This window comes from Methylobacterium sp. PvR107 (genome assembly GCF_017833295.1).
Classification (GTDB): Bacteria; Pseudomonadota; Alphaproteobacteria; order Rhizobiales; family Beijerinckiaceae; genus Methylobacterium.
Genome location: NZ_JAFIBW010000001.1, coordinates 3,579,219 through 3,606,186, shown reverse-complemented (window position 1 = coordinate 3,606,186; position 26,968 = coordinate 3,579,219). Strand labels below are relative to the sequence as shown.

Genomic DNA, 26,968 nt, shown 5'->3' with positions numbered 1-26,968 from the left:
GCTTGGTTGGCGAAGGCTCGGGACAGCAACCGAAACCACGTGGCGTCCAGGCATTCCGGCCGTGGGCCGCATGGGGAAACGCCGCTCAGCGGCAGGTCCTCCACGGCAGCGCCACGCGCGCGACGACGATCCTTGTCTCACAAAGGCAAGGAGATCGGCATTGAGGATGTCTGCCTGCACGGTCAGCATGCCCTGCGGATAGCCAGGATAGGTCTTCAGCGTTCTGTCGTTCAGGAGCGTGATCGGTTTCAGCGCCGCTCCGGCGATCGGAACGAACTGATCGTCTTCACCAGGCAGCACCAGGGTCGGTACGGTGATCGCCTTGAGATCCTCGGTCTGATCGGTTTCCGAGAAGGCCTTGATCCCCTCAAGATGCGCTTTCGCGCTGCCCATCATGCCGTGCCGCCACCAGTTCTGGACCACCCCCGGAAGAACTTCGGCGCCGTCGGGGTCGAAGCCGTAGAACGGGCCGGCCGGCACGTCGAGGAAGGACTGGGCGCGGTTGGCCGCGAGCGCCGGGCGGAAGCCATCGAACACGGCGCGCGGCAGCCTCTCCGGGTTGGTATCGGTGCGGGTCATCAGAGGCGGGACCGCGCTCACCAGCACCGCCTGGGCGACACGCCCCCGAGGCTCCCCGAACCGGGCGACATAGCGCGCCGCCTCGCCGCCGCCCGTGGAATGGCCGATCTGGACCCCATTCCGCAGATCGAGATGCTCCATCACGTCAGCGGCATCGGCCGCGAAGTGATCCATGTCGTGCCCGTCCGAAACCGGGGCGGACCGGCCTTGGCCGCGGCGGTCATGTGCGACGACGCGGTAGCCGTTCTGGACGAAGAACAACATCTGTGCGTCCCAATCGTCCGACGACAGCGGCCAGCCGTGATGAAACACGATCGGCTGCGCGTCCTTCGATCCCCAGTCCCTGTAGTAGATCTCCGTTCCGTCCCGGGTCGTAACGGTGGCCATACAACGCCGGCTCATCCGGATGGCATTGGATGCGCCGAGCGTCGACCGGAATGCGGGCACTGCAGATCACTCGTGCGGGACGAAGCTTTCGTGCCATTCTTCAAGCGGCATAGGACGCCAAGAGTGTATGTCCGAAGCGCGAAGCCGCGGCTCGGCCATGCGTCGGCGCTGATGCAGAGATCGGACATTCAAAGGGCGGAGGACCTGAAATGACGCGCATCTCCTTGGCCGCTCTGCTGTTCACGGCGAGCGGTCTCGCCACCGATGCCCTGGGGCAGCAGGATGTCCCGGTGCGGCGCGATCTCAAGCGTTGGGATCAGCTCGACCAACCGCTCGGCCGCGAATATGACGGCCGGCAGGTGGATCCCAATGTGACACCGGACAACCCGGACGGCGTCGTCGGCTTCGATGGCCCCCCCTTCAATTACGGGGACCCTGGCGTGATGGGGGACGGCCCTCTGCCGCCTGGATCGCCTGCGGATGACGACGATTGGAATTAGTCCCTAGGGCCACGTTTCGACGCCGGCCGCTCCGATCGCGTTCACGCGTTCGAGTTCATCGCCAGGTCCCTCAAGGATAGCGGACCGGCGGGGGATCCTCGGGCAGCGGGATGAACTCGGCATCGTTCGGCACGGTGTCGAATCGGCCCTGGCGCCAATCCTCCTTGGCCTGCGCGATCCGCTCGGGCCGCGAGGAGACGAAATTCCACCAGAGGTGGCGTGGCCCGTCCATCGGCTCGCCTCCCAGCACCATGAACCGGGCGGCCTCCGTCGCGCGGATGCTGATGCGGTCGCCTGGCCGGAACACCAGCAGCTGGCCAGGGCCGAAGCCGTCGCCGGCGATCTCGATCGCCCCCGCGACCGTGTAGATCGCGCGCTCATCGTAGGTGGGGTCGAGCGGCAGTACGGCGCCCGCCTCCAGCGCCACGTCGGCGTAGATCATCGGGCTGGAGGCGCGCACGGGCGAGCGCGCCCCGAAGGCCTCACCGGCGATCAGCCGGACGGTCTTGCCTTCGCCGGTCAGGACCGGCAGCGCCGCGGCATCGTAATGTTCGAAGGCCGGCACCGTCTCCTCGTCCCGGGCGCTCAGCGCGACCCAGCTCTGGATGCCGAACAGCCTCGAGCCCGTCTGCCGGAGTTCCGGCGCGGTGCGCTCGGAATGGGTGATGCCGCGCCCTGCCGTCATCCAGTTCAGCTCGCCCGGCCGGATCGGCAGCTCGGTCCCGAGGCTGTCGCGGTGCATGATCTCGCCGTCGAACAGGTAGGTGACGGTGGACAATCCGATATGCGGGTGGGGCCGCACGTCCATCCCGGTCCCGAGCAGGAACTCGGATGGGCCCATCTGGTCGAAGAAGATGAACGGCCCGACCATCCGGCACTCGGTCGACGGGAGCGCGCGGCGCACCGCGAAGGAGCCGAGGTCGCGTGATCGCGGTACGATCAGGGTCTGGATCGCGTCGCAGCTGTAATGATCGCCCGGGACCGGATCATCCGCACTGTGCCAGCTCATCGCTCTTGCTCCTCGTATGGCCGGGCCCAACCGGGTGCGCCCTGACGGCGCGTCGATGGCGGCACACTGCGCCATGCCGGATCGATCGCAAATAGAAACGAACGAAACGCAACGTTTCCAAATGCGCGTTCAACGGCGAGCTCCGCGCGCCCGTTCGGCAATCGTTGGCGCGATCCTGTTCCGGATGTCCCTCAGGCGCCGAGCATCAGACCTGAACGGCTCCGTTGCACGATTGCGGATCACAGGCCGGCAGGACGCCCGATCGCGGCCCCGGATCCGGATTTCGTTCCCGTGCTGTCACGACGTCTGCTTGAGGGATGCCGCGGCGGGACGCCGAACGTCAGCTTCCAGCCCGCCGGACTGTGGGCCCGGGCGCTCGGGTGCAGCAGAACGCGCGTTACCGGGAGACCGCACTCTCGGGCTTCGTGCGACCGCCGAGATAGGCGGACCGGATCTCGTCGTTCGCCCAGAGCGCCTGCGGTTCGCCCTCCAAGACGAGACGGCCGGTCTCCAGCACGTAGCCGCGATCGGCCACCGAGAGACCCATCCGGGCGTTCTGCTCGACCAGCAGCACCGTGGTTCCGCGGCGGCGCACCTCTGCGATGATCGCGAACACCGCCTGCACGATGACCGGAGCCAGGCCGAGCGAGGGCTCGTCGAGGAGCAGGATGCGCGGCTTGGCCATCAGGCCGCGGGCGAGCGCCACCATCTGGAGCTGGCCTCCGGACAGCGTCCAGCCCAAAGCGTCGCCGAAGCGGCGGATATCGGGGAACAGGTCGAACATCGCCTCGACCTCGTCGCGCAGCGCCCGCTTGGGCAGGCCGGAGCGGTTCGAAGCGCCCAGCATGATGTTCTCGCGGACGGTCAGCCCCGGGAAGACCCGGCGACCCTCCGGCACGTGGGCGACGCCGAGCCGCACGATCGCCTCCGGCTTGAGGCCTTCGAGCGGCCGCCCCTCCAGCAGGATCGTGCCGGCGGCGGGCCGCACCAGCCCGGAGATCGCCTTGAGGGTCGTGGACTTGCCGGCGCCGTTGGAGCCCAGCAGCGTCACGACTTCGCCGGCGCCGACCGAGAAGGACAGGCCGCGCACGGCCTCGATCTCGCCGTAGCGGACGACGAGGTCGCGGATCTCGAGGAGGGGCGTCGTCATCGCGAGATCACACCGGGGCGAGGTCGGTCTTGAGGCTCGCCGCCGGGCCGGCGGCGGCGTCCTCGCCGAGATAGGCCTGGATCACCGCGGGCTCGCGCAGCACGCCCGCGGTGACGCCGTCCGCGATGCACCGACCGAAGTTCAGCACGGTGATGTGGCTGGCGACGTCGCTCACCAGGGTCATGTCGTGGTCGATGATCAGGATGGTCAGGCCCTTGGCGGCCATCCGGCGCAGGAGCACCGTCAGGGCGTTCTTCTCGCTGGAATTGAGTCCCGCGGCGGGCTCGTCGAGGAGCAGCAGCACGGGATTCCCCGCGAGCGCCCGCGCGATCTCGATCAGCCGCTGGTGGCCGTACGAGAAGCCCGAGATCGGCTCCTCCGCCCGCGCCTCCAGCCCCACGAAGGCGAGCGCCGCCCGCGCGCGGGCCTCCAGGGCCGCCCGGTCGCTTGCACCGAGCGGGTTGTTGGGCCGCTCGGCGCCGATGACGACGTTCTCCAGGGCGCTCATGGAGCGGAACAGGCGGATGTTCTGGAAGGTGCGCCCGATCCCGGCCGCCGCCCGCCGGTGCGGTGCCAGGCGCGTGACGTCCTGCCCGGCGAGCCGCACGGTGCCGCCCGTGGGGCTGTAGAGGCCCGAGAGGACGTTGAGCGTCGTGGTCTTGCCGGAGCCGTTCGGACCGATCAGCGCGTGGATGCCGCCCCGCGCCACCGTGAAGCTCACCGCATCCACGGCCTTGAGGCCGCCGAAATGCTTGGCGAGCCCCGAGACCTCCAGCATCGGCGCGGCGGACGCCGCGCCCTGGCTCAGGGTGAGCTCGGCCGCTTGCGGCGGGGCCGGACGGGCCCGGCGCAGGCGCCGGACCTGATCGCCGAGGAAGCCCCAGATCCCGTCGGGCATGAACACCACGATCAGGATCACCGCGAGCCCGTAGATGGCGAGGTAGAGCCCCGGGATCTCCTTGAGGAAGCGGAGCCATTCCGGGATCAGGATCAGCAGGGCGGTGCCGATCGCCGCACCCACCGGCGAGCCGACGCCGCCGAGCAGCGCCATCGTCAGGAACACGATCGACTCCGCGAAGGAGAACTGGTCCGGGCTGATATAGGTGAAGCTGCCGGCGAACAGGCCGCCGCCGAGCCCCGCCAGCAGCGCCCCGAGGGCGAAGGCCGCCACCTTGGTGCGGTAGATGTCGATGCCCGAGACGCCCGCCGCGAGCTCGTTGTCGCGCACCGCCCGCATGGCGCGCCCGAGCCGGGTCCGCGGCATGTGCCAGACGAGCCAGCCGACGATCGCCAGCACCAGCACGCACAGGGCGAGGTAGCTCTGCCCGTCCGCGAACAGGGCCGGGCGGCGGATGTTCGGCACGCCGTCGGGCCCGTGGGTGACCGGGATCCAGTTGGTGAGGACCAGGGTCAGGATCTGCTGGAACGAGATCGTCACCATGGCGAGGTAGTGGCCGCCGAGCCGCAGCGTGGAGGCGCCGAGCGCGGCGCCCAGCACCACGGCGAGGCCGAGGCCGATGACGAGGCAGATCCAGAAGTTGAGGCCCCCGTCGACCGTGCCGAGGCCGACCGCGTAGGCGCCGATGCCGAAGAAGCCGGCCTGGGCCAAGTTGATCTGCCCGCACAGGCCGAGCACCACGGTGAGCCCGATCACCGCGATGGCGTAGGTCGCCGCCTGCATCAGGATGTTCAGGGCGTAGCCGCTGAGCGGCGTCGTCGCGGCGAGCGCGACGAGGGCCGCGGCGAGCACCGCGTAGGCGAGGCTGCCGAGGGGCAGCCGGCGGCGCGCCGCGGGGGCGGAGGCCGTGGCCGCGGCGGCCGGGCCGGTGATCGGGGTGCCGCTCATGCCTTCTCCGCCACGCGCTCGCCGAACAGGCCCTGCGGGCGCACGACCAGGAAGACCACGAGGACCAGGAAGGCGAAGGCGTCCTTGTAGGGCACCGAGATGTAGGCCGCCCCGAAGGTCTCGATGATGCCGAGCGCCAAGCCGCCGATGATCGCCCCGGTCACGTCGCCAAAGCCGCCGATGATGGTCGCCGCGAACGCCTTCAGGGCGATCGTGGCGCCCATCTGGATCGACACGAACAGCACCGGCGCCACCAGGATTCCGGCGATGCCGCCGAGCACCGCGCTGTACACGAAGGTCAGCATGATCATGCCGGCCACCGGGATGCCCAGCAGCGCGGCCATCTCCTTGTCCTGCGAGGTCGCCTGCAGCTTCTTGCCGACCAGCGTGTGCTCGAAGAACCAGTACTGGAACGCCACCAGGGTCGCCGTCGCGCCGATGATCAGCAGGTACTGGCTGTCGAGGAAGACCGGCCCGAGCAGGAAGCCCTGGGTCTCGAACACGGGCGGCAGCACCTGCGGTTGCGGGCCGTAGAGGGCGAGCGTGGTGTTGGCCAGGAAGATCGAGGCGCCGATGGTCGAGATGATCACCGGCAGGTAGCTGCGGTGCCGCAGCGGGTAGTAGACGCCCAGGTTGAACAGGGCGCCGAGCAGGGCCATCCCGCCGAGGGTGAGCAGCAGCGACAGCCAGTACGGCCATTCGAGATCGACGGCGAAGACCACCATCAGGAAGGCCGCCACCATCGAGAACTCGCCTTGCGCGAAGTTCACCACGTTGGTGGCGCGGAAGATCAGCACGAAGCCGAGCGCCACCAGGGCGTAGACGGAGCCGATGCCGATCCCGGTGAACAGGAGTTGCAGGATCAGGTCCATGCGGTCCGCACGCGTTGCTTCCTCGGGGATGCGCCGGGGCCGCACCGATCCGGCCGGGTCGGTGCGGCCATGAGGCCTGTCTCGATCGAGGCGTCTCAGCCCTGGTAGAAGTCGATCCGCCGGTCGAAGACGATGTTGCCCTTGTCGTTGCGCACGACGTTGTAGCCGTGCAGGCCGTCGCCGTTCTTGTCGAAGTTGTAGGTGCCCTCGGCGCCCTCGTGGCCGCGCACCGCCAGCAGGGCCTCGCGGATCGCCTGCGGATCGGTCTTGCCCGCCGTGTTGATCGCCTTGGCCAGCACCGTGACCGCGTCGAAGGTCCAGGACGATTGGTTGTCGGGGGCGACCTTCATGGCGGCCCGGTAGGCCTTGCCGAAGGCGCGGGCGGCGTCGGTCGATTCCTCGGCGTAGTCGGCCACGCCGTAGGTGCCGTAGAGCGACGGCCCGGCGAGCTTCAGCGCCGTCACGTTGGTGATCGACGGCGAGCCGACCCAGGGCGCGGTGACGCCGAGCTGGCGCAATTGCCGGGCGAAGATGCCGATGTCGTTCTCGAAGGTGAAGTACGAGCCGATCACGTCAGCGCCCGACTGGCGGATCGCCAGCACGACCGGGGTGAAGTCCTGGCTCTGGTTGGTGTAACCCTGGTCGAGGGCGACCGTGGCGCCGCCCTTTCCAAGGCTCTCGGTCAGCGCCTTGGCGCCGCTCGTGCCGAAGGCGTCGGTGGAGTGGATGATCGCCCACTTCTTCTTGGCCAAGCCGTTGACGCCGTGCTCGGCGATCACCCGGGCCGAGAAGCTGTCGTTGGGCCGGAAGCGGAACAGCCAGGGGTTGCCGAGCTGCGTCAGCACCGGGTCGGTGCCGCCGAAGCAGACGGGCTTGCCGGTCTTCAGGATGTCGGGCGCCATGGCGTGGTTCTGGGTCGAGCGGATCGAGCCCAGGAAGCCGACGAGGTCGCTCTGCGAGGCGAGCTTGGAGAAGGCGAAGACCGCGCCGGGATTGGTGGTCTGGTCGTCCTCGGTAACGATCTCCAGGGGCTTGCCCAGCACACCGCCGGCCTTGTTGACGGCCTCGAGGGCAATCTTGGCCCCGGCGAGCGCGTAGCGGCCCGCATCCGCGCCCGGCCCCGTCACCGGCAGCACCATGCCGATCCGGATTGTCGACCCGGCACCCTGCGCGCAGGCCGAGCGGATCACGCCCGGCATCAGGCCGCCCGCCAGTGCGGATGCGGCACCTGTCAGGAAAACGCGACGCGTTGTCGTCATTGGCGTATCCGTCCCGCCGCCGATGCTTAAGCCCGGCGTTGGCGACAATCGGCCATACTCAGCGCGTCGCTGTCCATCCTGCTGCAGGTTCGGTGGTCCGCTTCAATGAGAAGAAGACCTGAGATCGTCACTCGCATGCGTCCGGCCGTGCGCAGACGCGAAGAGTGATCGCCGCGGAACGGAGCCTGTGCTTGCCGCTGGCCGCTCAATATCGCTCTATCACAGGTGCGACCCACACAGCCCGTCCACCGCCCCCACGATCGCCCACCGAACGGAAGGACCAAAAAAACAGCCGCCGTCGGCGCTCGAGCCTCTGCGGCCGCATCCTCGATTATCAATAAAATCCCCGATACCTGAGACAGAAGCGAGCGAACGACCCGCATCGGCCGCATATTTATTGACAATCCCGAACCAGTCGCGGACGATCTGAGCAACAAACATGTGGGAGGAAGGCGCGATGCGCAGGGCTGGCCTCGGACTGGCATTCACCTTCGGCGCGGGCCTGCTCGCGGCCGGGGCTGCCGTGGCGGCCGAGCCCGTCCAGATCACCATGTGGTCGAACTGGCCGGACGAGCCGGCCAAGAAGGACTGGGTGGCCGCACGGGTCCGGGAATTCGAAGCCACCAACAAACAATGTGCGGTCAAGCTCAGCTTCATCCCGAAGGCCGACATCTATACGCAGGCCAAATCCGCCGTGCGCACGGGTCAGGCACCGGACGTCTTCTACCTGGAGCCCGACCAACCCGAATTCCTGGCCGGCGGCTTCCTCGAACCGCTCGACGGCCATGTCGACTTGGCCAAGTTCGAGGACTGGGCCAAGCCGGCCTGGACCTACAAGGGCAAGGTCTACGGCCTGCCGGTCGAGGCCTACACGGTCGAGCTGTACTACAACAAGGATCTGGTGAAGAAGGTCGGCGTCGAGGTGCCGCCGTCCCATCAGCTGACGCAGGCCGGCTTCGCGGATCTGGTCAGGAAGGGGGCCGCGGCCGGCATCACGCCCGTGTCGCAGGGCGTCGGCGACCGGCCGTTCCCGGGCGGCCTGCTCCTGTTCGAGTCGCTCCTGCGCAAGCTGGGCGTCGAGGATTACGGAAAGCTCCTGAACGGAACGCTGTCCTTCAAGGATCCGCGCGTCCAGGAAGTCATGACGTGGTTCAAGGGGCTGGTGGATGCCGGCGCCTATCCGAAGAGCTTCGCGACGCTGAAGCTCGGCGAATCTCACTACTACTTCTACCAGAAGCCGGGCGCCCTGACCTTCCCGGATCCGAGCTGGTTCACGGGACGCGCCTTCGCCTCACCGGAGAGCGGCGGCATGCCGGCGACCTTCCCGCTCGGCATCATGCAGTTTCCCGCCATGGACGATGGCCAGTGCCCGACCTGCAAGACGCTGGCGGTGGCCGGCAGCTTCGTCATGTATGCGCGCGGGAAGAACAAAGCCTGCGCGGGTGCGCTGCTCGACTCCATGGCCACTCCCGGGAACGGCGACAAGTGGATGGAGCAGGTCTCCCTGCAGACCGGCCTGAAATCGGATCCCGCGAAGATCAATTCGAGCCACGCCGATTATTTCGCCGAGCTTAACGCCCGCAACAAGGGCGCGACCTACTTCTTCGGAACGCCGCTGCTGTATTATCGCTCCAAGTGCGCCGAGACGTATACCCAGGTCATGAACAACGCCTTCCCGGCCGGCCTGATCGGCGTCGCCGAGGCCGCCGACAAGATGGACGCGGCCTGCCGGAAGGGGAGTTGAGGCGGTGGCGGGCACGACGGCTCTCAAGACGACGGCGGCGCCCACGGAGAATGCACCGGCATCGGGTCGCGTGTCGGACCCGCGGCAGGCGACTTGGCCCGTCCTGCTCGTCTTCCTCGCCCCCGCGCTCGTGATCTATCTCGGCCTGACGGCCTATCCGGCCGTCCGGACGATCTTCGACAGCCTGTTCACGATCGAGGGGTCGGAACGCAGCTATGTCGGGCTCGCCAATTATCGCGACCTCATGGGCGACGAGACCTTCTGGATCGCGGTCCGCAACACCTTCGTGTGGGCTTTCGTGGCCCCGGTGCTGGACGTCGCGACGGGCCTGCTCCTGGCGCTCGCGCTCTATGCCGGCGTCCCGTTCGCGCGCTTCCTCCGGGTCGCGTGGTTCACGCCCGTCCTGCTCTCCTATGTCGTGGTCGCGATCCTGTGGATGTGGATCTACAACTACGATTGGGGCGTGGTGAACGAGGGCCTGCGGGCCGCCGGGCTCGACGCGCTGACCCGATCCTGGCTCGGCGACCCGAACACCGCGCTGGCGTCCCTCATCGTGACCCATGCCTGGAAATGGGCCGGGTTCAACATGGTGGTCTGCCTGGCGGCGATCCACGCGCTGCCCTCCGAGGTGCTGGAGGCGGCCGAGCTCGACAATTGCGGCTGGGGCGCGAAGCTGCGCTACGTGATCGTGCCGATGCTGCGGCCCACGCTGCTCAACCTCTACGTCCTCGCCTTCATCGGGAAGATGAAGGTCTTCGACCTCGTCTGGATCATGACCGGCGGGGGGCCTCTCTGGGCGACCGAGACGGTCTCGACCTACGTCTACAAGCGCGCCTTCAACTGGAACACCTTCGACCTCGGTTACCCGTCGGCGATCGCGACGGTCTGGTTCGGCGTGGTCTGCGCGGCGGTCATCATCCTCAACCGGGTCTTCAAGTCCCGCGATCGGCTGGAGTACTGACGTGAGCGCCGACGCGACCGTGCCCCCGGCCGCCGGGCGGGGCGGCTTCCTGGCGAGCCGGACGGCCCTCGCGGTCGCCATCATCGCCTACACAACCTACACGCTGGGGCCGTTCCTGTGGCTGGCCACCATGTCGGTGCGGACCACGGGCGAGATCTCGGCCGACCATTACGCCTGGCCCCGTCCGTTCCACTGGGAACAGTTCCGGATCGCCTGGGTGGATTCCGACTTCGCCACCTATTTCTGGAACTCCACCATCGTGGTCGTCACCGCGGTCGCGGTGGTGACGCTGGTCGGCGCCGCGGCCGCCCACGCGCTCGCCCGCTACCGGTTCCGCGGCAACCGCATCCTCTACGGTATCCTGTTCTCGTCGATCATCTTCCCGCCGCAGATCACCTTGATCTCGCTCTATCAGATCCTGGTCGATTACGGGCTCTACAACAGCCTTCTCGGTCTGACGCTCGTCTATGTCTCGCTCCAGTTGCCGCTGACCGTCTATCTGCTGGAGGGGTTCTTCGCCCGGATCCCGCAGGATCTGTTCGATGCCGCGAAGATGGACGGCTACGGCGACATCGAGATCTTCCGCCGCATCGTCCTGCCGATCGGCATGCCGGCGATCGCCACCACCCTGATCCTGAACTTCATCCAGCTCTGGAACGAGTTCCTGTTCGCGGTGGTGCTCATCACCGATCCGGACAAGCGCACCCTCCCGATCGGCATCCGGGCCTTCATGGGCGACCATTTCCAGGACATCGGCATGATCGCGGCCGGTGTCATGATCTCGGTGGTGCCCGTGATCCTCATGTACATCTTCTTCTCCGAGAAGCTGATCCGCGGCATGACCGCGGGCGCCGTCAAGTAAAGGGCCCTGGATGGCTGTCGTTCAGCTCTCGAAGATCTGTAAACGCTATGGCTCCGGCGGACCGGTCGTGGTCGACAACGTCGACGTCACGATCGGGGACGGCGAGTTCATGGTGCTGCTGGGCCCGTCCGGGTGCGGCAAGTCCACGACCCTGCGCATGATCGCCGGCCTGGAGACCATCTCGTCCGGCACGCTGTCGATCGACGGGCGGACGATGAACCACGTGCCCGCCAAGGACCGCGACATCGCGATGGTGTTCCAATCCTACGCGCTCTACCCGCACATGACCGTCGCCGAGAACCTCGCCTTCGGCCTCAAGCGTCGCCGCACGCCCTCCGCCGAGATCGAGCGGCGGGTCAGGGAGACGGCCGCGATGCTGGGCCTCGTCCCCTATCTCGACCGCAAGCCCCAGGCCCTGTCGGGCGGGCAGCGCCAGCGCGTCGCCCTCGGACGCGCCATGGTGCGCGAGCCGATGGTGTTCCTGTTCGACGAGCCGCTCTCGAATCTCGACGCGGCGCTGCGCGTCAACACCCGCAACGAGCTGATCAAGCAGCATCACCGGCTCGCATCCACGATGATCTACGTGACCCACGATCAGGTCGAGGCGATGACCATGGGGACGCGGATCTGCGTCATGAATGGCGGGCGCGTCGCCCAGGTCGGAAAACCGCTCGACGTCTACTGGAACCCGGCCGACACCTTCGTCGCCCGCTTCCTCGGTTCGCCGCCGATGAACCTGTTCACCGTGCCGCTCACCGGCGGGGACCGGGTCGGCACGGCCGCGATCGAGACCGTGCTGACGCGCTGGGCGCCGGCCGCGCTCGCCCCCCTCGCCGGTCGCGAGGTGGTGCTCGGCGTCCGGGCGGAGGATCTGCACCTGTCGGCCGAAGCGGCCGGGACCGCTGCCGCCGGCCGGATCCGGGGGCGGGTTTTCGCCGTCGAGCCGCTCGGCGCCGAGACGCTCCTCGCCGTGGAGACGGAGGGCGGAACCGAATGCACGGCGCGCCTGCCGCGCGACACGCGCGCCACCGTCGGCGCGGTCGTCGACCTGTTCTTCCGACCCGAAGCCGCCTTCATCTTCGACGCGCGGACCACGGCCGCCATCCCCGCCTCCCCTCTGCCCGGAGGCGGCCCGAGCAGGGCCGGAGCTGTCCATTGAGTGCGGTCCGGCGGATCGGCCTGATCGGGGCCGGCTGGGTCGCGCAGCATCATCTCGCGGGCTGGGCCGCCCTGAGGGGCCGCGCCGAAATCGTCGCGATCGCCGACCCGTCGGCCGAGAGCCGCGAGGCGCGGGCCCGGGCGTTCCAAGTCCCGCACACCTACGCGGACGCCCGCGCGCTGCTGGCGGCAGGCGGCCTCGACGCCGTCGACATCGCGGCGCCCCGCGCCGTCCATGCCGAGCTCGTCCACTTGGCGGCCGATCACGGGCTGCCGATCCTCTGCCAGAAGCCCCTGGCCCCGACGCTCGCGGAGGCGGAGGCGCTGGTCGCCGCGGTGGAGGGCCGGGCCCGGCTGATGGTGCACGAGAACTGGCGGTTCCGCGCCTATTACCGCGAGGCCGCGGCGTGGCTGCGGGCGGGGGTGATCGGGCGGCCCTTCGCGGCGCGGCTGGACCTCGTGACGAGCGGCACCCTGCCGGACGGCGCGGGCCGCTATCCGGCCCTGGAGCGCCAGCCGTTCATGCGCGGCGAGGCGCGGATGCTCGTCGCCGAGGTCCTGATCCATCACCTCGACACGCTGCGCATGCTGCTGGGGCCGCTGCGGGTCACCGCCTGCGCGACCAGCCGGACCTGTCCGGACCTCGCGGGAGAGGACACGGCGCTGATCCAGCTCGCCGGCCCCGGCGGGCTCGCCGTGCAGGTATTCGCGACCTTCGCGGCCCACGGAGCCCCGCCCGCGTCCCCCGACCGCCTTGAGATCCTGGGCTCCGACGGCGCGATCCGGCTCCGGGGATCCGAGCTCTCGATGGCGGGGCGGGAGACACGGCTTCGGAGCTTCGACCTCGCCGCCACCTACGCGGATTCCTACGCGGCCGCGATCGCGCATTTCATCGACCGCCTGGAGGATGGCGCGCCGTTCGAGACGTCGCCGGCCGACAATCTCGAGACGCTGCGGCTCGTGGAGGATTGCTACCGGCTTGCGGGCCGGGCGGATGCGCGGTGACCGGGGACGGCTCGGTGGATTCGGTCCTGCCCCTCCGGCGCGAGGGCATCGGTGCCATCGTGGCGCGCCTGGAGGAGGACATCATCTTCGGGCGGCTCGCGCCCGGCGCCCGCCTGACCGAGGATGCCCTGATGGCGCGCTTCGGCACCTCCCGACACTTCATCCGCCAGGCCCTTGTCGAGATGGAGCGCCGGGGCGTTGTCGGGCGGGAGCGGAACGTCGGGGCGACCGTCAGGTCCTACTCCGCCGAGGAGGTTCGGCAGATCTACGAAGTCCGCGAGATGCTGACGCGGCAGGCGATGCTGATGATCGCGCTGCCCGCCGCGCCCGAACTCATCGCCCGCCTCGAGACGCTTCAGGACGCCTACCGCGACACAGTGGAGCGGCGCGATCTGCGCGGCATCCATGAGGCGAACGACGCCTTCCACGTCGCCCTGTTCGATGCCTGCGGGAACCCGTACCTCGTGCGCACGCTCACCGACTACATGGGCCTGACGCTTCCGATACGCGCCAAGACCCTGGCGGATGCCGACGGCCTTCGGCTCTCGATCAAGCAGCATGGGATCATGATCGACCTCCTGCGCGACCGCGACCGCTGGGCGCTCGCGCAGCTCAGCGTCGATCACCTGCAGCTCAGCAAGGTCGATTATCTCGCCCGCATCGCCGCCGCCCGGGAGCCGGTCCCAGCGCTGCGCGTGCCGCCAGGGCCCGTTCCCGGCGCGACGGTCTCGGCCCGGCCGCGTTGAAGCAGATCAGCGCCGCTCCTGCCGTGAGGCGGCGCTCTCCCGAGCCGCGGACGCGAGCGGAGGTTTTCGATGCAGACATTCACCGTTGCCTGGGACGCGGCGCGGCTGGCCTGGGCCAGGGAGCGCGTGCGGGCCCACCGCATGCCGCGCCTGCCGGCTGAGGCCGGCTGGCGCTACGGCTGCGACCCGGACTTCCTCGCCGGCCTGTGCGCCTACTGGCTCGACGGCTTCGACGAGGCCAAAGCGGCGGCCGAGCTCAACCGCTTCCCCCAGATCCTGATCCGGGTCGAGGATCTCGACCTGCACGCCGTCCACGTCGTCGGCGAGGCGGAAGGCCGTCGCCCGCTGCTGCTGATCCACGGCTGGCCGGGCTCGATCTACGAGTTCTGGTCGGTGATCGAGCCCCTGGCCTTTCCCTCGCGCCATGGCGGGCGGGCGGAGGACGCCTTCGACCTCGTGATCCCGGCCCTGCCGGGCTTCGGCTTCTCGGGCAAGCCCGCAGCGCCGATCGGGCCGCGCACGACGGCGCGCCTGTTCGACCGCCTGATGCGCGAAGGGCTGGGCTATCCCCGCTACCGGGTGCAGGGCGGCGACTGGGGCGCCGGTGTCGCGGCCTGGCTCAGCCTCGACCATGCCGCGTCGCTGGAGGCGATCCATCTCAATTACCTGCTGGTGCAGCCCGATGCCGAGCCCGAGAGCGCGGCGGAGCGGGCTTGGCAGAAGGCGGCCGCGGCCAGCCAGCAGGCGCTCGGAGCCTACGCGCAGCTCCAGGGCACCAAGCCGCTCTCCCTGGGCTACGCCATGGCGGACGAGCCGGTGGCGCAGCTGGCCTGGCTGGTCGAGCGCTTCCACGACTGGGCCGACCTGCGGGAGCGGCCCTTCGCGCAAGTCTTCTCGAACGATCAGCTCCTGACCAACGCCCTGCTCTACATTCTGACCGATTCCTTCGCGACGGCGACGTGGTTCTATGCCGGCGCGCAGCAGGAGAGCGTGCGCCGGATGCCGCCGGGACGCCGCGTCACGGTGCCGACCGCCTTCGCGGCCTACCCGGATCCGCGCATGCCCGCACCACCGCGGGACTGGTTGGAGCGCGGCTACGCGGTGTCGCGCTGGCAGACGATGCCGCGCGGCGGGCACTTCGCCGCCCTGGAGGCCCCGGACCTGTTCGTCCGGGACCTCCGGGAGTGGGGTCGCGGCTGAGGGAGTCATCCCGCCGCATCCCGGACCCGGCCCTGCCCTGACGCGTTGGCCCGAACATCTGCCATCCTCGGATTGGAGTGCGCGCTATGAATCTGGCTGTTGGCGTTCGCATCGGGCTGGCCGCGTCGTTGATGTCCGGTGCCGCCGTGCTGGCGGGCCCCGTCGCGGCTCAGGAATCCGGTTCCGGGCCGGGGAAGCTCACCAAGGTGGCGGGCTTCGCGCATCAGGTCACCGGCATCACCGTCAGCCGCGACGGGCGCATGTTCGTCAACTTCCCCCGCTGGAGCGAGGACGCCCCCGTCTCGGTGGCCGAGGTGAAGGACGGCAAGCCCGTCCCGTACCCCGACGCGGACTGGAACAGCTGGCGCAACGCCAAGGCCGATGAGGTCGACCCGAAGACCCACTTCGTCTGCGTGCAGAGCGTCGTGGCCGACGGCCAGGACCGTCTCTGGGTGGTCGATGCGGCCGCGCCCGCGATGGCGCACGTGATCAAGGACGGCCCCAAGCTCGTCGGCATCGACCTGAAGACCAACCGGGTCGTGAAGACGATCCCGTTCGACACCAGCACGGTTCTGCAGGCCTCGTACATCAACGACGTGCGGATCGCGCCCGACGGCAAGACCGCCTACCTGACCGATTCCGGCGCCGAGGGGGCGCTGATCGTGGTGGATCTCGACAGCGGGTCCGCCAAGCGCGTGCTGTCCGGCCACGCCACGACCATGCCGGACAAGAGCGTGACCGTGCAGTACGACGGCCAGCCGCTGCGCCGCCCGGACGGTCGCGGCGTCGCGTTCTCGGCCGACGGCATCGCCCTGTCGCCGGACGGGAAGACGCTGTACTGGCAGGCCATCAAGGGCAAGACGCTCTACAGCCTGCCGACCGACGCGCTCACCGGCTGGGCGACCGCCTCCTTCGTGCCCGAGATGCTCAGCGACAGGACGCTGGAATCGAAGATCGTCACGGTCGGGGAGAACGGCCCCGCCGACGGTCTGCTGATCGGCCGCAAGGACGGGCGGATGTACGTGACCTCGCCGCAGGACAATGCCGTGAAGGTCCGCGACCTGACCGGCAAGGGAAGCGGCCTCACCACCCTGGTGCAGGACCCGCAATTGCGGTGGCCGGATACGTTCAGCGAGGGGCCGGACGGCACGATCTACGTGACGACGTCCCACATCCAGGACTCGGCCGATTACAAGCCCGGGGCACCGATCGGCCTTCCGACGGAACTCTGGGCGATCACGTCGGGTCGGGGCGCGGTGACGGGCGCCACAGCGCCCGGGACGCCCCGCTGAGGTTCAGCATGGTCCGTCGGCTCGCCCCGGGCCGGGGGCGCGCCGACGGCGCCGCTCACACCCGGCCCGCCGCTCCGCCGGACGGATTCGCCGCGCCGGCATGCGACAGGAAGAACCGCACCATCTCCCGACTGGCGTCCGGGCCGCGTGCATCGGTGAACGACCCGGCCGGATCGCCACCCGACCACGCGTGACCGGTCCCGTGCAGCACCCACTGCTCCAGCACGGCCCGGCCCGACGCGTCCCTGCGCACCGTGCGGGTGTAAGCCACGCCGTCCGGCGTCCGCCCGGCGTTGACTTCCTGAGCGAGGTCCGGTCCGGCCGGTCCCTGAGCGGCAACCTGATCGCCGTTGGCCACGTTCACGGTCTTGTCGCCGTCGCCATGGAACACGATCGTCGGGACGCCGTGCCGCGTCCCTCCGGACGCTCCGGCACCGCCCCCGCGCATCGCCGCGAAGGCGGAGGGCATGTCGCGGGCCGCGCCGCAAGCCAGCCCGGAATGCACGCCCACCGCCGCGAACAGGTCGGGATGCGTCGAGGCCAGGATCGCGGCCGCGGCCCCGCCTGCCGAGAGGCCGGCGGCATAGACCCGGCTCGCATCGCCCGCGAATTCCGCGATCACCTGCCGGACGATGCCGGCGATCAGCGCGGGCTCGCCACCCTCGCGCTGCTGGTCGCCCGGCTCGTACCAGTTCCAGCAGCGCTGCATGTTGGCGGAGCGCGGCTGCTCCGGGTACACGACCAGGAACGTCTGTTCCTCGGCCACATTGTTCATCCGGGTCCCGCGCGCAAAGTCGTCCGGGTTCTGGGTGCACCCGTGCAGCATCACCACGACCGGCAGCGATTGACCGTTGTGGCCGCTGGGCACGTAGACCTTGTAGGTCCGGCTGCCGGCAGCACTCGTGAAGGTGCGGGCCTCGAAGCGCGCGCCGTCCGGGAGCGGAGCGGCCGGGGTTACGGCTCCGAGACCGTCATCGAGGCCGGAGCCCAGGCCGGCCCCGACGCCGCCCTTCGCCAGCGCCGCCTTGATCGTCCGCATCACGTCCCCGGCGATGTCGCCGTGGGGCGCGAAGGCCGGCTTGTCCGGAGCACCGCCCGGCGCGGAATCCGGCGCCGTCCAGGCTTCGCCGGGACTCGCGGGCGGGCGCATGTCGATCGTCTCGCCGCCCGGCGCGCTTCGCGCCGCCGCGGCGGACGCTGCGGTTGCGGCCTTCTGGGCCTCGGTCCAGCGGGCGTAGGCTGCGGCCTGTTGCGTTTGCAACCGGGCCATCCGCTCCATCATCCGCGCCGTGCGTGCCGGGTCGAGCTTGGGCATGCCGAGCTTGGAGAAGTCCATCTTCGGAAAGGCGTTCATGGGGTCTGATCCTGGTGCGCGCGACGGACGGAGCGGGAGGCTCAGCCGCGTCCGGGAAGCATCGTGTCGGCGTTGGCGTGTCAGGTGATGCGGTCGGCCAGGGCGGCCTTGACTGCGGGGCTGGCCTGGAAGGCACCGAGCACCTCGACCGCGGCGATGGCCGCGCGTGCGAGCTCGGGGGTCACATCCGGAGCGATGCTGGCCAGCCCGAGCACCTGGATGTGGATCGGCGTCCCGGAGTCCCGGGCGGCTTCCAGCGTCTGCTTCGAGTAGTACGACAGGCCCAGCCGCAACTGCTTGCGGCTGACGGACTGCCTCACGGCCTCGCCCTGGCGTTCGATCTGGTTGCGCACGGCGGTGCGGATGAAGTCGGCCCGGTTGGCGTAGAAGCCGTCGCGGACCATCAGGTCGATATGGCCCAGATCGACGAAGCCGAGATTGACCGTCAGCTTCTCGCTGTCGGGCAGCTTCGGCCGCAGCTCACGCACGTTCTCCGCCATCGCGACCCTCCTCAGACCATCCGGTTGGATGGTCTGAAGATGGAGATCGCTTTTTTGCGCGCAAGGGGCCGGGTGGAAATCCGATCCTCAGCGCTGATCGACGGACGGGCCGACACCCTGCGGGCCGAACAGATCCTGCTCGGCCGTACGGAGATCGAGAGTGCGGCTCGCTATCTCGGTGTCGACGTCTCGGCTGCGCCGGGCGCCGTTGCGGCCCGGTCTTGCCGTTGGCCGGCGCGCCAGACCTCGACGATCCGGGCGCTGTCGGCGATGTCCTTGGACGGGTCCGCCTCGAGGATCACGAGGTCGGCGCGGCGGCCGGCTTCGAGCGTGCCGCGATCGGCCAAGCCGAGAAGGTCGGCCGCTTTCGACGTCGCGGTGGTGAGGGCCTGCATGGGCGTGAAGCCCGCCTGGACCATCAAGGCCAGCTCGCGGTGCTCGGCGACGCCCGGAACGCGCTCGGGTGCCGCGCCGCTGTCGGTACCGAAGCCGATCCGCACGCCGGCGTCGGAGAGACGCTTCAGATTGGCCAGATTGACCGTCAGCGAATCCCGCGCAGCCTGAGCCTTGGCGCTTGCGCGCGTCTCGCGCTGCCACGTCGGATCGTCGAACCGGGCCTTGAGATCGGGGGCCAGCGCCGTCCGGACGAACGGGGTCTGCGCCCAGGCCGGGGCGTCCGCATAGGCGAACGTCGCCTCGTCGAGGGCGAGTGTCGCGATGTACCACGTGTTCTGCGCCTTGAGCAGCGCGATGAGGTCGGCATCGACCGGCTTGTCGCGCACGCCGTGGGCCAGCACATCCACACCGGCCTTGGTGACGGCGCGCGCGTCCTCCAGGTCGTGGACATGCGCCGCGACCCGCAGGCCGAGCCGGTGCGCCTCGTCGATCACGGCCTCGTAGACCGCGGGCTGCATCTTCGCCGGCACGGCCCCGCCGAAATCGTCGAGCCAGAGCTTCACCATGTCGGTGCCGCGCCCCTTCATCGCCCGGACGGCCTCGCGGCCCTCTTCGGCGCTGGCGGGACGGAAGAGCTGATCCGCGCTCACGCGGATCATCGCCTGTGGCGGGCCCCCGTCCGGGACGCCGATGCCGCGGTCGACCCCGAACAGGTCGGCGCCGGGGATCCGGCCGGCATGCGCCTCGGCCCGGATCTCCGGCATGATCGCCCCGTTGAGCCCGAGCGCCATGATCGTGGTGACGCCGCGGTCGGTATAGGCCTTGAGCTGGGCGAGGATGTTCTCGCGCGTGTAGTTCCGGGCGCCGACATCGACGCCCTGGACGATGCCGACATGGGAATGGTCTGAGATCAGCCCCGGCATGATCGTGCGGCCGCGCATCTCCCGGATCTCGGCATCGGGCGGTACCGCGACCGCGGTGCGCGGTCCTGCCGCGACGATGCGGTCGCCGTCGACGATCACCACGGCATCCTCGACAGGCTCGGCCGATCGTCCGTCGATCAGCCGGATTCCCGAGAAGGCCAGCGGCTTCGCGACGGCGCTGCCGAGGCAACCGAAACCGAGACTCATGGCAGCCGCCACAACCGGCAGTAACGCGTACTGTCGCATCGCCTTGTCCTCCCGATCCAGCGCGGGGCATTGTCGGCCGCTGGGGTTGGCGTGCGGCCTTGGTTCGCGCGTCTGTCGTGCGCGTCGATCTGAGGGCCTTCCGGCGCGATTGTCGAGGTGTGCCGCACCGTTCCGGCGCTGCTGAACACCGCGGAGAGAGAATATGATGCGGCGGCGTCAACTGCTCCTGGGTTTGGCGGCCTGCGGCTCGATCGCGCCCGCACGGGCTCAGCAATGGGGTCAGCAGCCCGAGGCCGCCCTCAATCTGACCCTGGGGACCGCGACGCCGGGCGGTTCCTTTCCGGCCTTCGGCCGCGCGCTCATCGCCGCACTCCGCGACGTCGATCCCGGTGTGGTGATCGAGCCGAGGATCACCAAGGGCTCGACGGAGAACCTGACCCTGCTCAAAGCGGGGCAACTCGACCTGGCGCTGGTGCAGGGTGAGTATGCCTACGAGGCCCTGTCCGGCGAACAGGTCCGAGGTGATCGCCTGTCGGTCGTGGCCCCCATCGATGCCTCGCCCGGGCTGTTCGTGGTCCCGGCCGCCAGTCCAATTCGGGGCGTTCGGGATCTGCGTGGCCGTGCCGTGGCACTCGGGACGCGCGGCTCGGGCTTCACGATCATGGGGAGAACCGTGCTCCAAGGCTCCGGCCTCGATCCCGACCACGACATCACGCCGATCCTCCTCGACGACGCCGGCGAGGGCGCCGCACAGGTTCTCGACGGCCGCGCGGCGGCCCTGTGGGGCGCAAGCCTCGGCTGGCCGGGCTTCAGGACGCTCGCGGATGCGCCGGGGGGCGCCCGCTTCTTCGGCCCCGCCCCCGAGGCGATCCCCACCATCCTGGCCCTGCGCGCCTCGATGCGCCGTCTGACCGTCCCGCCGGCCGCCTTCCGCGGACAGGACGCGGCGATCGAGACCGTCGGGTCGTGGAGCTTCATCCTGGCGCGCCCCGGCCTCGACGGGGTCGGTGTCACCCGGCTCGTCCGCGCGATCGACCGGGGCCGGGATGCCTTGGCCCGGTCCTATCCTCAGGGCCGCGAGAGCGACCCGCGCAATCTGGTCGCGACCGTGCCGGCCGCCTGGCTTCATCCGGCGACGGCCGCATACCTGCTCGCGGTGGGCGCCGATCCGGGATGACCGCGGATCGACCGTTTCCGAACGGCACGCCAGCCCTCGGCGACACGCAGCACACGCATGACACTCAGCCGGAGGACGCCCAACGATGACCGTCAAGATCGAGCCTGCCGCAGGCGCGTCCTGCCCATGCTGCCTGCCGCGCCGCGGCTTCATGCGCGGCCTCGCCGGCTTGGGTGCCGGCTTGGGCGCTGCGGCAGCGGCTGCATCGTCGATCTCGGCCCAGGCCGAGCCCGCGCGCCACACCGGCCTCGTCATCGACTGCCACGGCCACTACACGACCGAGCCGGCCGCCATGCTGGCGTGGCGCAAGCGCCAAGTCGACGCCGTCAACGACCCTGCGCAATCGCCCTCGCCCTCCGACGTGAAGGTCAGCGATGACGAGGTGCGCGCCAGCGTGAGCGATCGACAGCTCAAGCTTCAGTCCGAGCGTGGTATCTCCCTCGCTCTGTTCTCGCCGCGCGCCGGCGGGATGGGCCACCATATCGGCAATGCCCGCACCAGCCTCGACTGGTCGATCGTCTCGAACGACATGATCCACCGCGTCGCGAGCCTGATGCCGAAAAACTTCGTGGGCGTCTGCCAGCTGCCGCAGACGCCGGGCGTCTCGCCGAGGAACTGCACGGCCGAGCTGGAGCGCTGCGTGAAGGAACTCGGCTTCGTCGGCTGCAACGTCAACCCGGACCCGTCCGGCGGCTACTGGACCGATCCGCCGCTGTCCGACCGCTTCTGGTACCCGCTCTGGGAGAAGATGGTCGAGCTCGATGTGCCGGGCATGGTCCATGTCAGCGCCTCGGCCAACCGCAACTTCCACGCGACCGGAGCGCACTACATCAACGGCGACACCAGCGCCTTCATGCAGTTCGTCACGTCAGACCTGTTCAAGGACTTCCCGACGCTGCGCCTGATCATTCCCCATGGCGGCGGCGCGGTTCCCTATCACTGGGGCCGTTACCGGGGGCTCGCCCAGGACATGAAGCGGCCTCCGCTGTCCGCGCTGATGGGCAACGTCTTCTTCGACACCTGTGTCTACCATCAGCCGGGCATCGACCTGCTGCTCAAGGTCGTGCCGTCCGACAACGTGCTGTTCGCCTCGGAGATGGTGGGTGCGGTCAACGGGATCGACCCTGAAACGGGGCACGCCTACGACGACACCAAGCGCTACGTCGAAGCCGCCGCCCTTTCGGACGCGGATCGGGCCAAGGTCTTCGCGGGCAACGCGCTCAAAGTCTATCCGCGCCTGCCGGACAAGCTTCGGGCGGCCGGCCTGGTCCACTAATAGCCGGCACGCACCCCCGACGCCGGCGCCGCCTCGCGGGTGGCCGCCGGCACGCGGCCGTCGCGGCAGTTGGCCCCGCTCAGCCTCCGGCCGAGCGGCATGGCATTGGCATCCACGCCGAGCAGGCGCTTCGAACCGAAACAGCGGCCGGCCTATAACCGCGCCTGAGAAGCCGGTACGGGCTTCGGCATGCCCGGACCACGTCGGACCCGGCCCGGCAGCGGGCGGGGGAGCGACGCACGGCCGCCGTCGCCTTCAACGAGGACACCCGATGGATTCCGTCATCACGGCGACCGACACGCCCGGGCAAGCCTCCTTCACCCCGCCCATGCCGCCGCTGGCGCCGGACCGCGTCGGCGCCCTCGGCGTCCTGGCCGGCCTGCGCCGCAACGCCTACTCCGCCTTCCCGCCCCGGTGCCGCGAGCAGGCGGTCCTCGTCCTGCCGATGCTCGGCCGCGACGTCGTCGTTGCCGCCGGCCCGCAGGCGATGCGCGACGTGCTGGCCACGCGCCCGGACCTCTACCGGCGGATCGCGGCCGGTGATCGCATCTTCGGGGCTCTCATCGGGCGCGGCGTCGCCGCCAGCGAGGGTGAGGCCTGGCGCCGGCAGCGCCGGATCCTGGCCCCGGCCTTCACGCCCCGCACCGTGACCTTGCTGGCGCCGCACATGGCGGCTTGCGCCGAGGCGGCTCTCGGCCGGCTGGAGGCGTCCCGCGGTGAACCCGTGAACCTGCTCGCGGTGATGCAGGACCTCAGCCTCGCAATCGCCTGCACGAGCATGTTCTCCCTGGAGGTCGACGCGTTCGGACCGCAGCTGCGCGCCCTGCTCCTGTCCTACGCCGACGGCGTCGGACGGCCGCGGGCGAGCGACTTCATCCTGCCGCCCCGGGTTCCGACGCTCACCACCGTCCGCCGCGCGCGCTTCCGCCGGCGCTGGCGGGCGCTCATCCGCGCGATCATCGCCCGGCGCCGGGCCGCGCATTCCCCGGAGGCGCCGCGGGACCTCTTCGACCTCCTGTCCGAGGCTTACGGGGATCGGGAGGAGGACCTCCTGGCCGACGAGGTGTCGACGATGATCTTCGCCGGGCACGAGACGACGGGCCTGACGCTGTTCTGGGCCTGCTACCTGCTGGCCAACACACCCGACTGGCGCCGCGCCGTCCGGCGGGAGGCGCGGCAGGTGGATCTGTCCCCGGGCGGGGCCGGGTCGGCCGTCGGCGCCCTGCCGCAGACGCGCGCCGTGGTGGATGAGGCGCTGCGGCTCTACCCGCCGGCCTACATGACGGCACGCCAAGCGGTGGCGAACCACGCGCTGTGCGGCGTCCCGGTCAGGCGTGGGGCCATCGTGCTGATGCCGTTCACCCTGCTGCACACCGACCCGCGCCTGTGGGCCTCGCCCGAGCGGTTCGACCCCGGGCGCTTCCTCCGACCCGAGAAGCCGGATCGCTACAGCTTCCTGCCGTTCGGCGCGGGTCCCCGCGTGTGCATCGGGGCGCAGCTGGCCACGTCGGAGGCGGTGCTGGTCCTGGCGCGGCTGCTGCGGGACAACGACCTCGTCCTGGACGATGACGGGCCGGTGCTGCCGGTCGGCTCGTTCGCCACGCGGCCGAACCGATCCCCGACCTTCCGCCTGCTTCCGGCCGCGTGACGGGTGCGGCGCACAGTGAGCGCCGCACCGCGCGGGAGGCGCGCGTCCCCGGCTCGCCCCGGAGGTTCCCGCTCGCTCGTCAGAGGCTCGGGTGCAGCCCGCGGACCGGGCTCAGGCCCTCCAACAGCGACGCGGCGTGCAGCAGGGTCGACTCCGCCTGCCAGCGTCCCACCATCTGCACGTTGATCGGCAGCCCGTCGCGGCTGGTCCCGAACCGCATCGACAGGCCCGGCAGGCCGGTCACGTTGAGGGGCACGGTCGCGCCCTGCAGGTAGGTCAGGTCGACGGTCTCGCCGTTGACGACGAGTTCCCGGATGCCGTGCCTGTGCGCCGGCACCGGCAGCACGGGGGTCAGCAGGACGTCATGGTCCCGGAAATAGCCGGCATAGCCGTCCCGGAGCCGCTCCGCGGCCTGCTCGGCCGCGACGTAATCCTCGATCGACGTGTCCGGCAGCGACAGCATCGTCCGGGCCATCGTGTAGATCTCGGAATCGGGACGGCCCGCGATCGCCTCGCGGAATGCCGGCTTCATCTCCATGACGTGGAGCTTGTTGAACACGTCGAGGGCACAGTCGCGCTCCAGCGCCGGGATGCGCACCTCCTCGACGTGGTGGCCCTCGCCCTTGAGGGCCTCGGCCGCCGCCCGCACGGTCGCGGCGACCTCGGTGTCGATGGGCCCGAAGCCCGGCCCGACCATCCAGCCGACGCGAAGCTTGCGGTCCGGCGCGGCGCCGAGGCCGGCGTCGAACGGGACGGTGCTGGTCGCGAAGGCGTCCTCGCCGTCGGGGCCGGCGAGCAGCGAGAAGGCGAGCGCGAGGTCGCGGATGCTGCGCGCCATCGGGCCGACATGCCAGAACCGGCGTGGCGCCCGCGGCCAGATGCCGGTCATCGGCACGCGCCCGTGGGTCGCCTTCAGCGAGACGATGCCGGTCTGGGCCGCCGGGCCGCGCACCGAGATGGCGAGGTCGGTCCCGAGGCCGAGCGGCGACATCCCCGCCGCGATGGCCGCCGACTCGCCGCCGCTTGAGCCCCCGGGCGTGCGCTCGAGGTTCCACGGGTTGTTCGACCGGCCGGAGAGCAGGTTGTCGCTCTCGATCCAGTAGGAGAACTCGGGAAGGTTGGTCTTGGCCAGCAGGATGCCGCCCGCCTTCTTCATCCGCGCGACGCTGGTGGCATCGGCATCCGGGACCCGGCCCCTGAAGATGGGCGAGCCGCGCTGGGTCAGCACACCGGCGGTGTCGATGGAATCCTTCACGGTGAACGGCACGCCGTGCAGAGGCCCGAGTCCCTCACCCGCAAGGACGGCGGCCTCCGCCGACGTCGCGGCCTCGAGCGCATCCTCCGCGACGGTGACGATGGCGTTGACCTTCGTGTCGACGGCCGCGATGCGGTCGAGGTGCGCTTTGACGACCTCGACGGGCGAGAGCTGCTTCGTTCGGATCAGCTCGGCCAAGCCCGTTGCGTCCGTGAAGATGATGTCCTGCGTCATGTCGGTTCCCTACCTGTCGTTAGGCAGGCATGAGCTAGGGCTGGATTTCCAGGCCGCAACCCCTAACTAACGATTGGTAGGTTTATGACGCCGAGAGTGAGGCTGCGATGAGCTCGAACGCGCGGGAGACGATCCTGGCTGCGGCCCGGAAGACCGTTCAGGCGCACGGCTACGGCGGGCTGAGCTACCGCGACCTCGCGGATGCGGTCGGCATCAAGGCCGCGAGCATCTACCACCACTTCGCCAGCAAGGCCGATCTCGGCGCCGCCGTGGCCAAGCGCTACTGGGAGGACACCGCGGCGGAGCTGGATGCGATGCTGGCCGAGACCTCGGATCCGCTCCGATGCCTGCGGCTCTACCCAGGCACCTTCCGCAGATCGCTTGAGGACGGGAACAGGCTCTGCCTGTGCAGCTTCATGTCGGCGGAATACGCCAACCTGCCGGAGATCGTGCAGGCGGAGGCGCAAGGCTTCGCCGACGTCAACATCGCCTGGCTTGGCAAGGTGCTGGTCATGGCGGGGGTCGTGGAGCCCGAGGACAGCGAGGCACGCGCCAGAGCCATCTTCGCCGCCGTGTCCGGAGCCCAGCTGTACGCGCGGAGCCGCTCGGACGTCGCGCAGTTCGACAGCTTGATCGAGAGCTACCGCGCCTCAGGCCTCCTGCCGGGGTAGATACCGAGACGCGAACGGCCGGATTGCCGAACGCGCCTCGGCTCTGTCTGCCGTCCGCGGGGGGCGTCAGGCGCGCGCGAGCAGCCTGAGAAGGCGCTCGGCCGCGGGTCCGGACGAGGCCGGGTTCTGGCCGGTGATCAGCAGGCCGTCGGCGACCACGTAGGGCTCCCAGTCGCCGGCCTTGCTGAACCGGCCGCCGTTCCGCTTGAGCTCGTCCTCGACGAGGAACGGGACGACCTGGGTGAGGCCCACGGCTTCCTCCTCGGTATTGGTAAAGCCGGTGACGTCCCTATCCTCAACCAGTGGTCTGCCGTCAGGCGCCTTGGCATGACGCAGCACGCCCGGAGCATGGCAGACGAGGGTGACGGGCTTGCCAGCCTTGAGCGTCGTCTCGATCAATCCGACGGAGGCGGGATCTTCCGCCAGGTCCCAGAGCGGGCCATGCCCGCCGGGATAGAACACCGCGTCGAAGCCCTCCGGGTTGACGCTGTCGAGCCGGACGGTGTCCGCCAGGACGGCGTTGGCTTCGCGGTCCGCCTCGAAGCGTCGGGTCAGGTCGGTCTGGAAGCCCGGCTCGTTGCTCTTGGGATCCAGCGGCGGCCGGCCGCCTTTGGGCGAGGCGAGAACCACCTCGGCGCCGGCGTCCTTGAACACGTAATACGGGGCGGCGAGCTCCTCCAGCCAGAAGCCGGTCTTCCGGCCGGTGTCGCCGAGCTGGTCGTGCGAGGTCAGCACCATGAGGATCTTCATCGTCGTT

23 protein-coding genes and 1 pseudogene are annotated in these 26,968 nt (G+C 69.8%); 13 read left to right on the top strand and 11 right to left on the bottom strand.

Features of this window, described 5'->3' with window-relative positions; all coding sequences use genetic code 11:
* Positions 1 to 135 precede the first annotated feature (135 nt).
* A pseudogene (locus JOE48_RS17045) lies at positions 136 to 966 on the bottom strand (alpha/beta fold hydrolase); the annotation flags it as partial.
* Between the two features lie 209 nt (positions 967 to 1,175).
* Here JOE48_RS17045 and JOE48_RS17040 point away from each other — a divergent pair.
* The gene (locus JOE48_RS17040; RefSeq protein WP_210031588.1) at positions 1,176 to 1,466 is read left to right on the top strand and encodes a hypothetical protein; all 291 of its coding nucleotides are present in this window, start codon (positions 1,176 to 1,178) and stop codon (positions 1,464 to 1,466) included.
* A gap of 70 nt (positions 1,467 to 1,536) precedes the next feature.
* Here the strand turns inward: JOE48_RS17040 and JOE48_RS17035 are convergent, their stop codons facing one another.
* The 5 genes from JOE48_RS17035 to JOE48_RS17015 all read right to left on the bottom strand — a co-directional run bounded on the left by JOE48_RS17035 (position 1,537) and on the right by JOE48_RS17015 (position 7,602).
* The gene (locus tag JOE48_RS17035) at positions 1,537 to 2,475 is read right to left on the bottom strand and encodes a pirin family protein (protein ID WP_210031587.1); all 939 of its coding nucleotides are present in this window, start codon (positions 2,473 to 2,475) and stop codon (positions 1,537 to 1,539) included.
* 397 nt (positions 2,476 to 2,872) lie between these two features.
* Positions 2,873 to 3,625: an ABC transporter ATP-binding protein gene (locus tag JOE48_RS17030; RefSeq protein WP_210031585.1), complete on the bottom strand. Its 753-nt coding sequence runs from the start codon at positions 3,623 to 3,625 to the stop codon at positions 2,873 to 2,875.
* A gap of 7 nt (positions 3,626 to 3,632) precedes the next feature.
* Positions 3,633 to 5,471 (bottom strand): ABC transporter permease subunit, encoded by a 1,839-nt coding sequence (locus tag JOE48_RS17025; RefSeq protein WP_210031583.1) that lies wholly within the window; start codon positions 5,469 to 5,471, stop codon positions 3,633 to 3,635.
* A complete protein-coding gene (locus JOE48_RS17020) occupies positions 5,468 to 6,343 on the bottom strand; it encodes a branched-chain amino acid ABC transporter permease (RefSeq protein WP_210031581.1) in 876 nt (291 codons plus the stop codon). Before JOE48_RS17020 ends, JOE48_RS17025 begins: the two co-directional genes overlap by 4 nt.
* A 95-nt stretch (positions 6,344 to 6,438) precedes the next feature.
* On the bottom strand, positions 6,439 to 7,602 hold the full coding sequence (locus JOE48_RS17015) for an ABC transporter substrate-binding protein (RefSeq protein ID WP_210031579.1): 1,164 nt from the start codon (positions 7,600 to 7,602) through the stop codon (positions 6,439 to 6,441).
* A gap of 457 nt (positions 7,603 to 8,059) precedes the next feature.
* Here JOE48_RS17015 and JOE48_RS17010 point away from each other — a divergent pair, with 457 nt between their 5' ends.
* From JOE48_RS17010 to JOE48_RS16975, 8 genes are all read left to right on the top strand, one after another.
* Positions 8,060 to 9,346: an ABC transporter substrate-binding protein gene (locus tag JOE48_RS17010; protein WP_210031577.1), complete on the top strand. Its 1,287-nt coding sequence runs from the start codon at positions 8,060 to 8,062 to the stop codon at positions 9,344 to 9,346.
* Between the two features lie 4 nt (positions 9,347 to 9,350).
* Positions 9,351 to 10,307 (top strand): carbohydrate ABC transporter permease, encoded by a 957-nt coding sequence (locus tag JOE48_RS17005; RefSeq protein WP_210031575.1) that lies wholly within the window; start codon positions 9,351 to 9,353, stop codon positions 10,305 to 10,307.
* Position 10,308: 1 nt separating this feature from the next.
* Positions 10,309 to 11,169, top strand: a complete 861-nt coding sequence (locus JOE48_RS17000; protein ID WP_312893259.1) for a carbohydrate ABC transporter permease — start codon at positions 10,309 to 10,311, stop codon at positions 11,167 to 11,169.
* 10 nt (positions 11,170 to 11,179) lie between these two features.
* Positions 11,180 to 12,328 (top strand): ABC transporter ATP-binding protein, encoded by a 1,149-nt coding sequence (locus JOE48_RS16995; protein WP_210031574.1) that lies wholly within the window; start codon positions 11,180 to 11,182, stop codon positions 12,326 to 12,328.
* Positions 12,325 to 13,332 carry a Gfo/Idh/MocA family protein gene (locus JOE48_RS16990; RefSeq protein ID WP_210031573.1) on the top strand — a complete coding sequence of 336 codons (1,008 nt, stop codon included), beginning with the start codon at positions 12,325 to 12,327 and terminating at the stop codon, positions 13,330 to 13,332. Before JOE48_RS16995 ends, JOE48_RS16990 begins: the two co-directional genes overlap by 4 nt.
* On the top strand, positions 13,329 to 14,078 hold the full coding sequence (locus JOE48_RS16985; RefSeq protein ID WP_210031572.1) for a GntR family transcriptional regulator: 750 nt from the start codon (positions 13,329 to 13,331) through the stop codon (positions 14,076 to 14,078). Before JOE48_RS16990 ends, JOE48_RS16985 begins: the two co-directional genes overlap by 4 nt.
* A 69-nt stretch (positions 14,079 to 14,147) precedes the next feature.
* Entirely contained in the window at positions 14,148 to 15,278 is a 1,131-nt protein-coding gene (locus JOE48_RS16980) for an epoxide hydrolase family protein (RefSeq protein WP_210031571.1), read from the top strand.
* A gap of 131 nt (positions 15,279 to 15,409) precedes the next feature.
* Entirely contained in the window at positions 15,410 to 16,570 is a 1,161-nt protein-coding gene (locus JOE48_RS16975; RefSeq protein ID WP_409518638.1) for an L-dopachrome tautomerase-related protein, read from the top strand.
* Positions 16,571 to 16,625: 55 nt separating this feature from the next.
* On the opposite strand, the gene JOE48_RS16970 is transcribed toward JOE48_RS16975, so the two are convergent.
* From JOE48_RS16970 to JOE48_RS16960, 3 genes are all read right to left on the bottom strand, one after another.
* Complete coding sequence (locus tag JOE48_RS16970) at positions 16,626 to 17,924, bottom strand: PHB depolymerase family esterase (protein WP_210031569.1); 1,299 nt, start codon at positions 17,922 to 17,924, stop codon at positions 16,626 to 16,628.
* Positions 17,925 to 18,004: 80 nt separating this feature from the next.
* Positions 18,005 to 18,424: a CopG family transcriptional regulator gene (locus tag JOE48_RS16965; RefSeq protein WP_210031568.1), complete on the bottom strand. Its 420-nt coding sequence runs from the start codon at positions 18,422 to 18,424 to the stop codon at positions 18,005 to 18,007.
* A gap of 170 nt (positions 18,425 to 18,594) precedes the next feature.
* Positions 18,595 to 19,989: an amidohydrolase family protein gene (locus tag JOE48_RS16960; RefSeq protein ID WP_210031566.1), complete on the bottom strand. Its 1,395-nt coding sequence runs from the start codon at positions 19,987 to 19,989 to the stop codon at positions 18,595 to 18,597.
* 163 nt (positions 19,990 to 20,152) lie between these two features.
* On the opposite strand from JOE48_RS16960, the gene JOE48_RS16955 reads away from it, so the two are divergent.
* From JOE48_RS16955 to JOE48_RS16945, 3 genes are all read left to right on the top strand, one after another.
* Positions 20,153 to 21,127, top strand: a complete 975-nt coding sequence (locus JOE48_RS16955; RefSeq protein ID WP_245252861.1) for a TAXI family TRAP transporter solute-binding subunit — start codon at positions 20,153 to 20,155, stop codon at positions 21,125 to 21,127.
* Positions 21,128 to 21,212: 85 nt separating this feature from the next.
* Positions 21,213 to 22,403 (top strand): amidohydrolase family protein, encoded by a 1,191-nt coding sequence (locus tag JOE48_RS16950; RefSeq protein WP_280921323.1) that lies wholly within the window; start codon positions 21,213 to 21,215, stop codon positions 22,401 to 22,403.
* A gap of 271 nt (positions 22,404 to 22,674) precedes the next feature.
* Positions 22,675 to 24,051, top strand: coding sequence for a cytochrome P450 (locus tag JOE48_RS16945; protein WP_210031564.1), 1,377 nt, complete (start codon positions 22,675 to 22,677; stop codon positions 24,049 to 24,051).
* A gap of 79 nt (positions 24,052 to 24,130) precedes the next feature.
* Here the strand turns inward: JOE48_RS16945 and JOE48_RS16940 are convergent, their stop codons facing one another.
* Positions 24,131 to 25,540 carry an amidase gene (locus JOE48_RS16940; RefSeq protein ID WP_210031562.1) on the bottom strand — a complete coding sequence of 470 codons (1,410 nt, stop codon included), beginning with the start codon at positions 25,538 to 25,540 and terminating at the stop codon, positions 24,131 to 24,133.
* A 107-nt stretch (positions 25,541 to 25,647) separates the two neighbouring features.
* On the opposite strand from JOE48_RS16940, the gene JOE48_RS16935 reads away from it, so the two are divergent.
* Positions 25,648 to 26,211, top strand: coding sequence for a TetR/AcrR family transcriptional regulator (locus JOE48_RS16935; RefSeq protein ID WP_210031559.1), 564 nt, complete (start codon positions 25,648 to 25,650; stop codon positions 26,209 to 26,211).
* Between the two features lie 66 nt (positions 26,212 to 26,277).
* Here JOE48_RS16935 and JOE48_RS16930 read toward each other — a convergent pair whose 3' ends face one another.
* Positions 26,278 to 26,961 (bottom strand): type 1 glutamine amidotransferase domain-containing protein, encoded by a 684-nt coding sequence (locus JOE48_RS16930; protein WP_210031557.1) that lies wholly within the window; start codon positions 26,959 to 26,961, stop codon positions 26,278 to 26,280.
* Between the last annotated feature and the right edge of the window lie 7 nt (positions 26,962 to 26,968).

Bases quoted from the DNA above. Each gene is read 5' to 3' on its own strand.
- JOE48_RS17015 (WP_210031579.1), bottom strand. From the start codon at position 7,602: ATGACGACAACGCGTCGCGTTTTCCTGACAGGTGCCGCATCCGCACTG.
- JOE48_RS16960 (WP_210031566.1), bottom strand. From the start codon at position 19,989: ATGCGACAGTACGCGTTACTGCCGGTTGTGGCGGCTGCCATGAGTCTC.
- JOE48_RS16995 (WP_210031574.1), top strand. From the start codon at position 11,180: ATGGCTGTCGTTCAGCTCTCGAAGATCTGTAAACGCTATGGCTCCGGC.
- JOE48_RS16940 (WP_210031562.1), bottom strand. From the start codon at position 25,540: ATGACGCAGGACATCATCTTCACGGACGCAACGGGCTTGGCCGAGCTG.
- JOE48_RS16965 (WP_210031568.1), bottom strand. From the start codon at position 18,424: ATGGCGGAGAACGTGCGTGAGCTGCGGCCGAAGCTGCCCGACAGCGAG.
- JOE48_RS17035 (WP_210031587.1), bottom strand. From the start codon at position 2,475: ATGAGCTGGCACAGTGCGGATGATCCGGTCCCGGGCGATCATTACAGC.
- JOE48_RS17010 (WP_210031577.1), top strand. From the start codon at position 8,060: ATGCGCAGGGCTGGCCTCGGACTGGCATTCACCTTCGGCGCGGGCCTG.
- JOE48_RS16970 (WP_210031569.1), bottom strand. From the start codon at position 17,924: ATGAACGCCTTTCCGAAGATGGACTTCTCCAAGCTCGGCATGCCCAAG.
- JOE48_RS16930 (WP_210031557.1), bottom strand. From the start codon at position 26,961: ATGAAGATCCTCATGGTGCTGACCTCGCACGACCAGCTCGGCGACACC.
- JOE48_RS16955 (WP_245252861.1), top strand. From the start codon at position 20,153: ATGATGCGGCGGCGTCAACTGCTCCTGGGTTTGGCGGCCTGCGGCTCG.
- JOE48_RS17025 (WP_210031583.1), bottom strand. From the start codon at position 5,471: ATGAGCGGCACCCCGATCACCGGCCCGGCCGCCGCGGCCACGGCCTCC.
- JOE48_RS16980 (WP_210031571.1), top strand. From the start codon at position 14,148: ATGCAGACATTCACCGTTGCCTGGGACGCGGCGCGGCTGGCCTGGGCC.
- JOE48_RS16975 (WP_409518638.1), top strand. From the start codon at position 15,410: ATGTCCGGTGCCGCCGTGCTGGCGGGCCCCGTCGCGGCTCAGGAATCC.
- JOE48_RS16950 (WP_280921323.1), top strand. From the start codon at position 21,213: ATGACCGTCAAGATCGAGCCTGCCGCAGGCGCGTCCTGCCCATGCTGC.
- JOE48_RS16935 (WP_210031559.1), top strand. From the start codon at position 25,648: ATGAGCTCGAACGCGCGGGAGACGATCCTGGCTGCGGCCCGGAAGACC.
- JOE48_RS17020 (WP_210031581.1), bottom strand. From the start codon at position 6,343: ATGGACCTGATCCTGCAACTCCTGTTCACCGGGATCGGCATCGGCTCC.
- JOE48_RS17030 (WP_210031585.1), bottom strand. From the start codon at position 3,625: ATGACGACGCCCCTCCTCGAGATCCGCGACCTCGTCGTCCGCTACGGC.
- JOE48_RS17040 (WP_210031588.1), top strand. From the start codon at position 1,176: ATGACGCGCATCTCCTTGGCCGCTCTGCTGTTCACGGCGAGCGGTCTC.
- JOE48_RS16945 (WP_210031564.1), top strand. From the start codon at position 22,675: ATGGATTCCGTCATCACGGCGACCGACACGCCCGGGCAAGCCTCCTTC.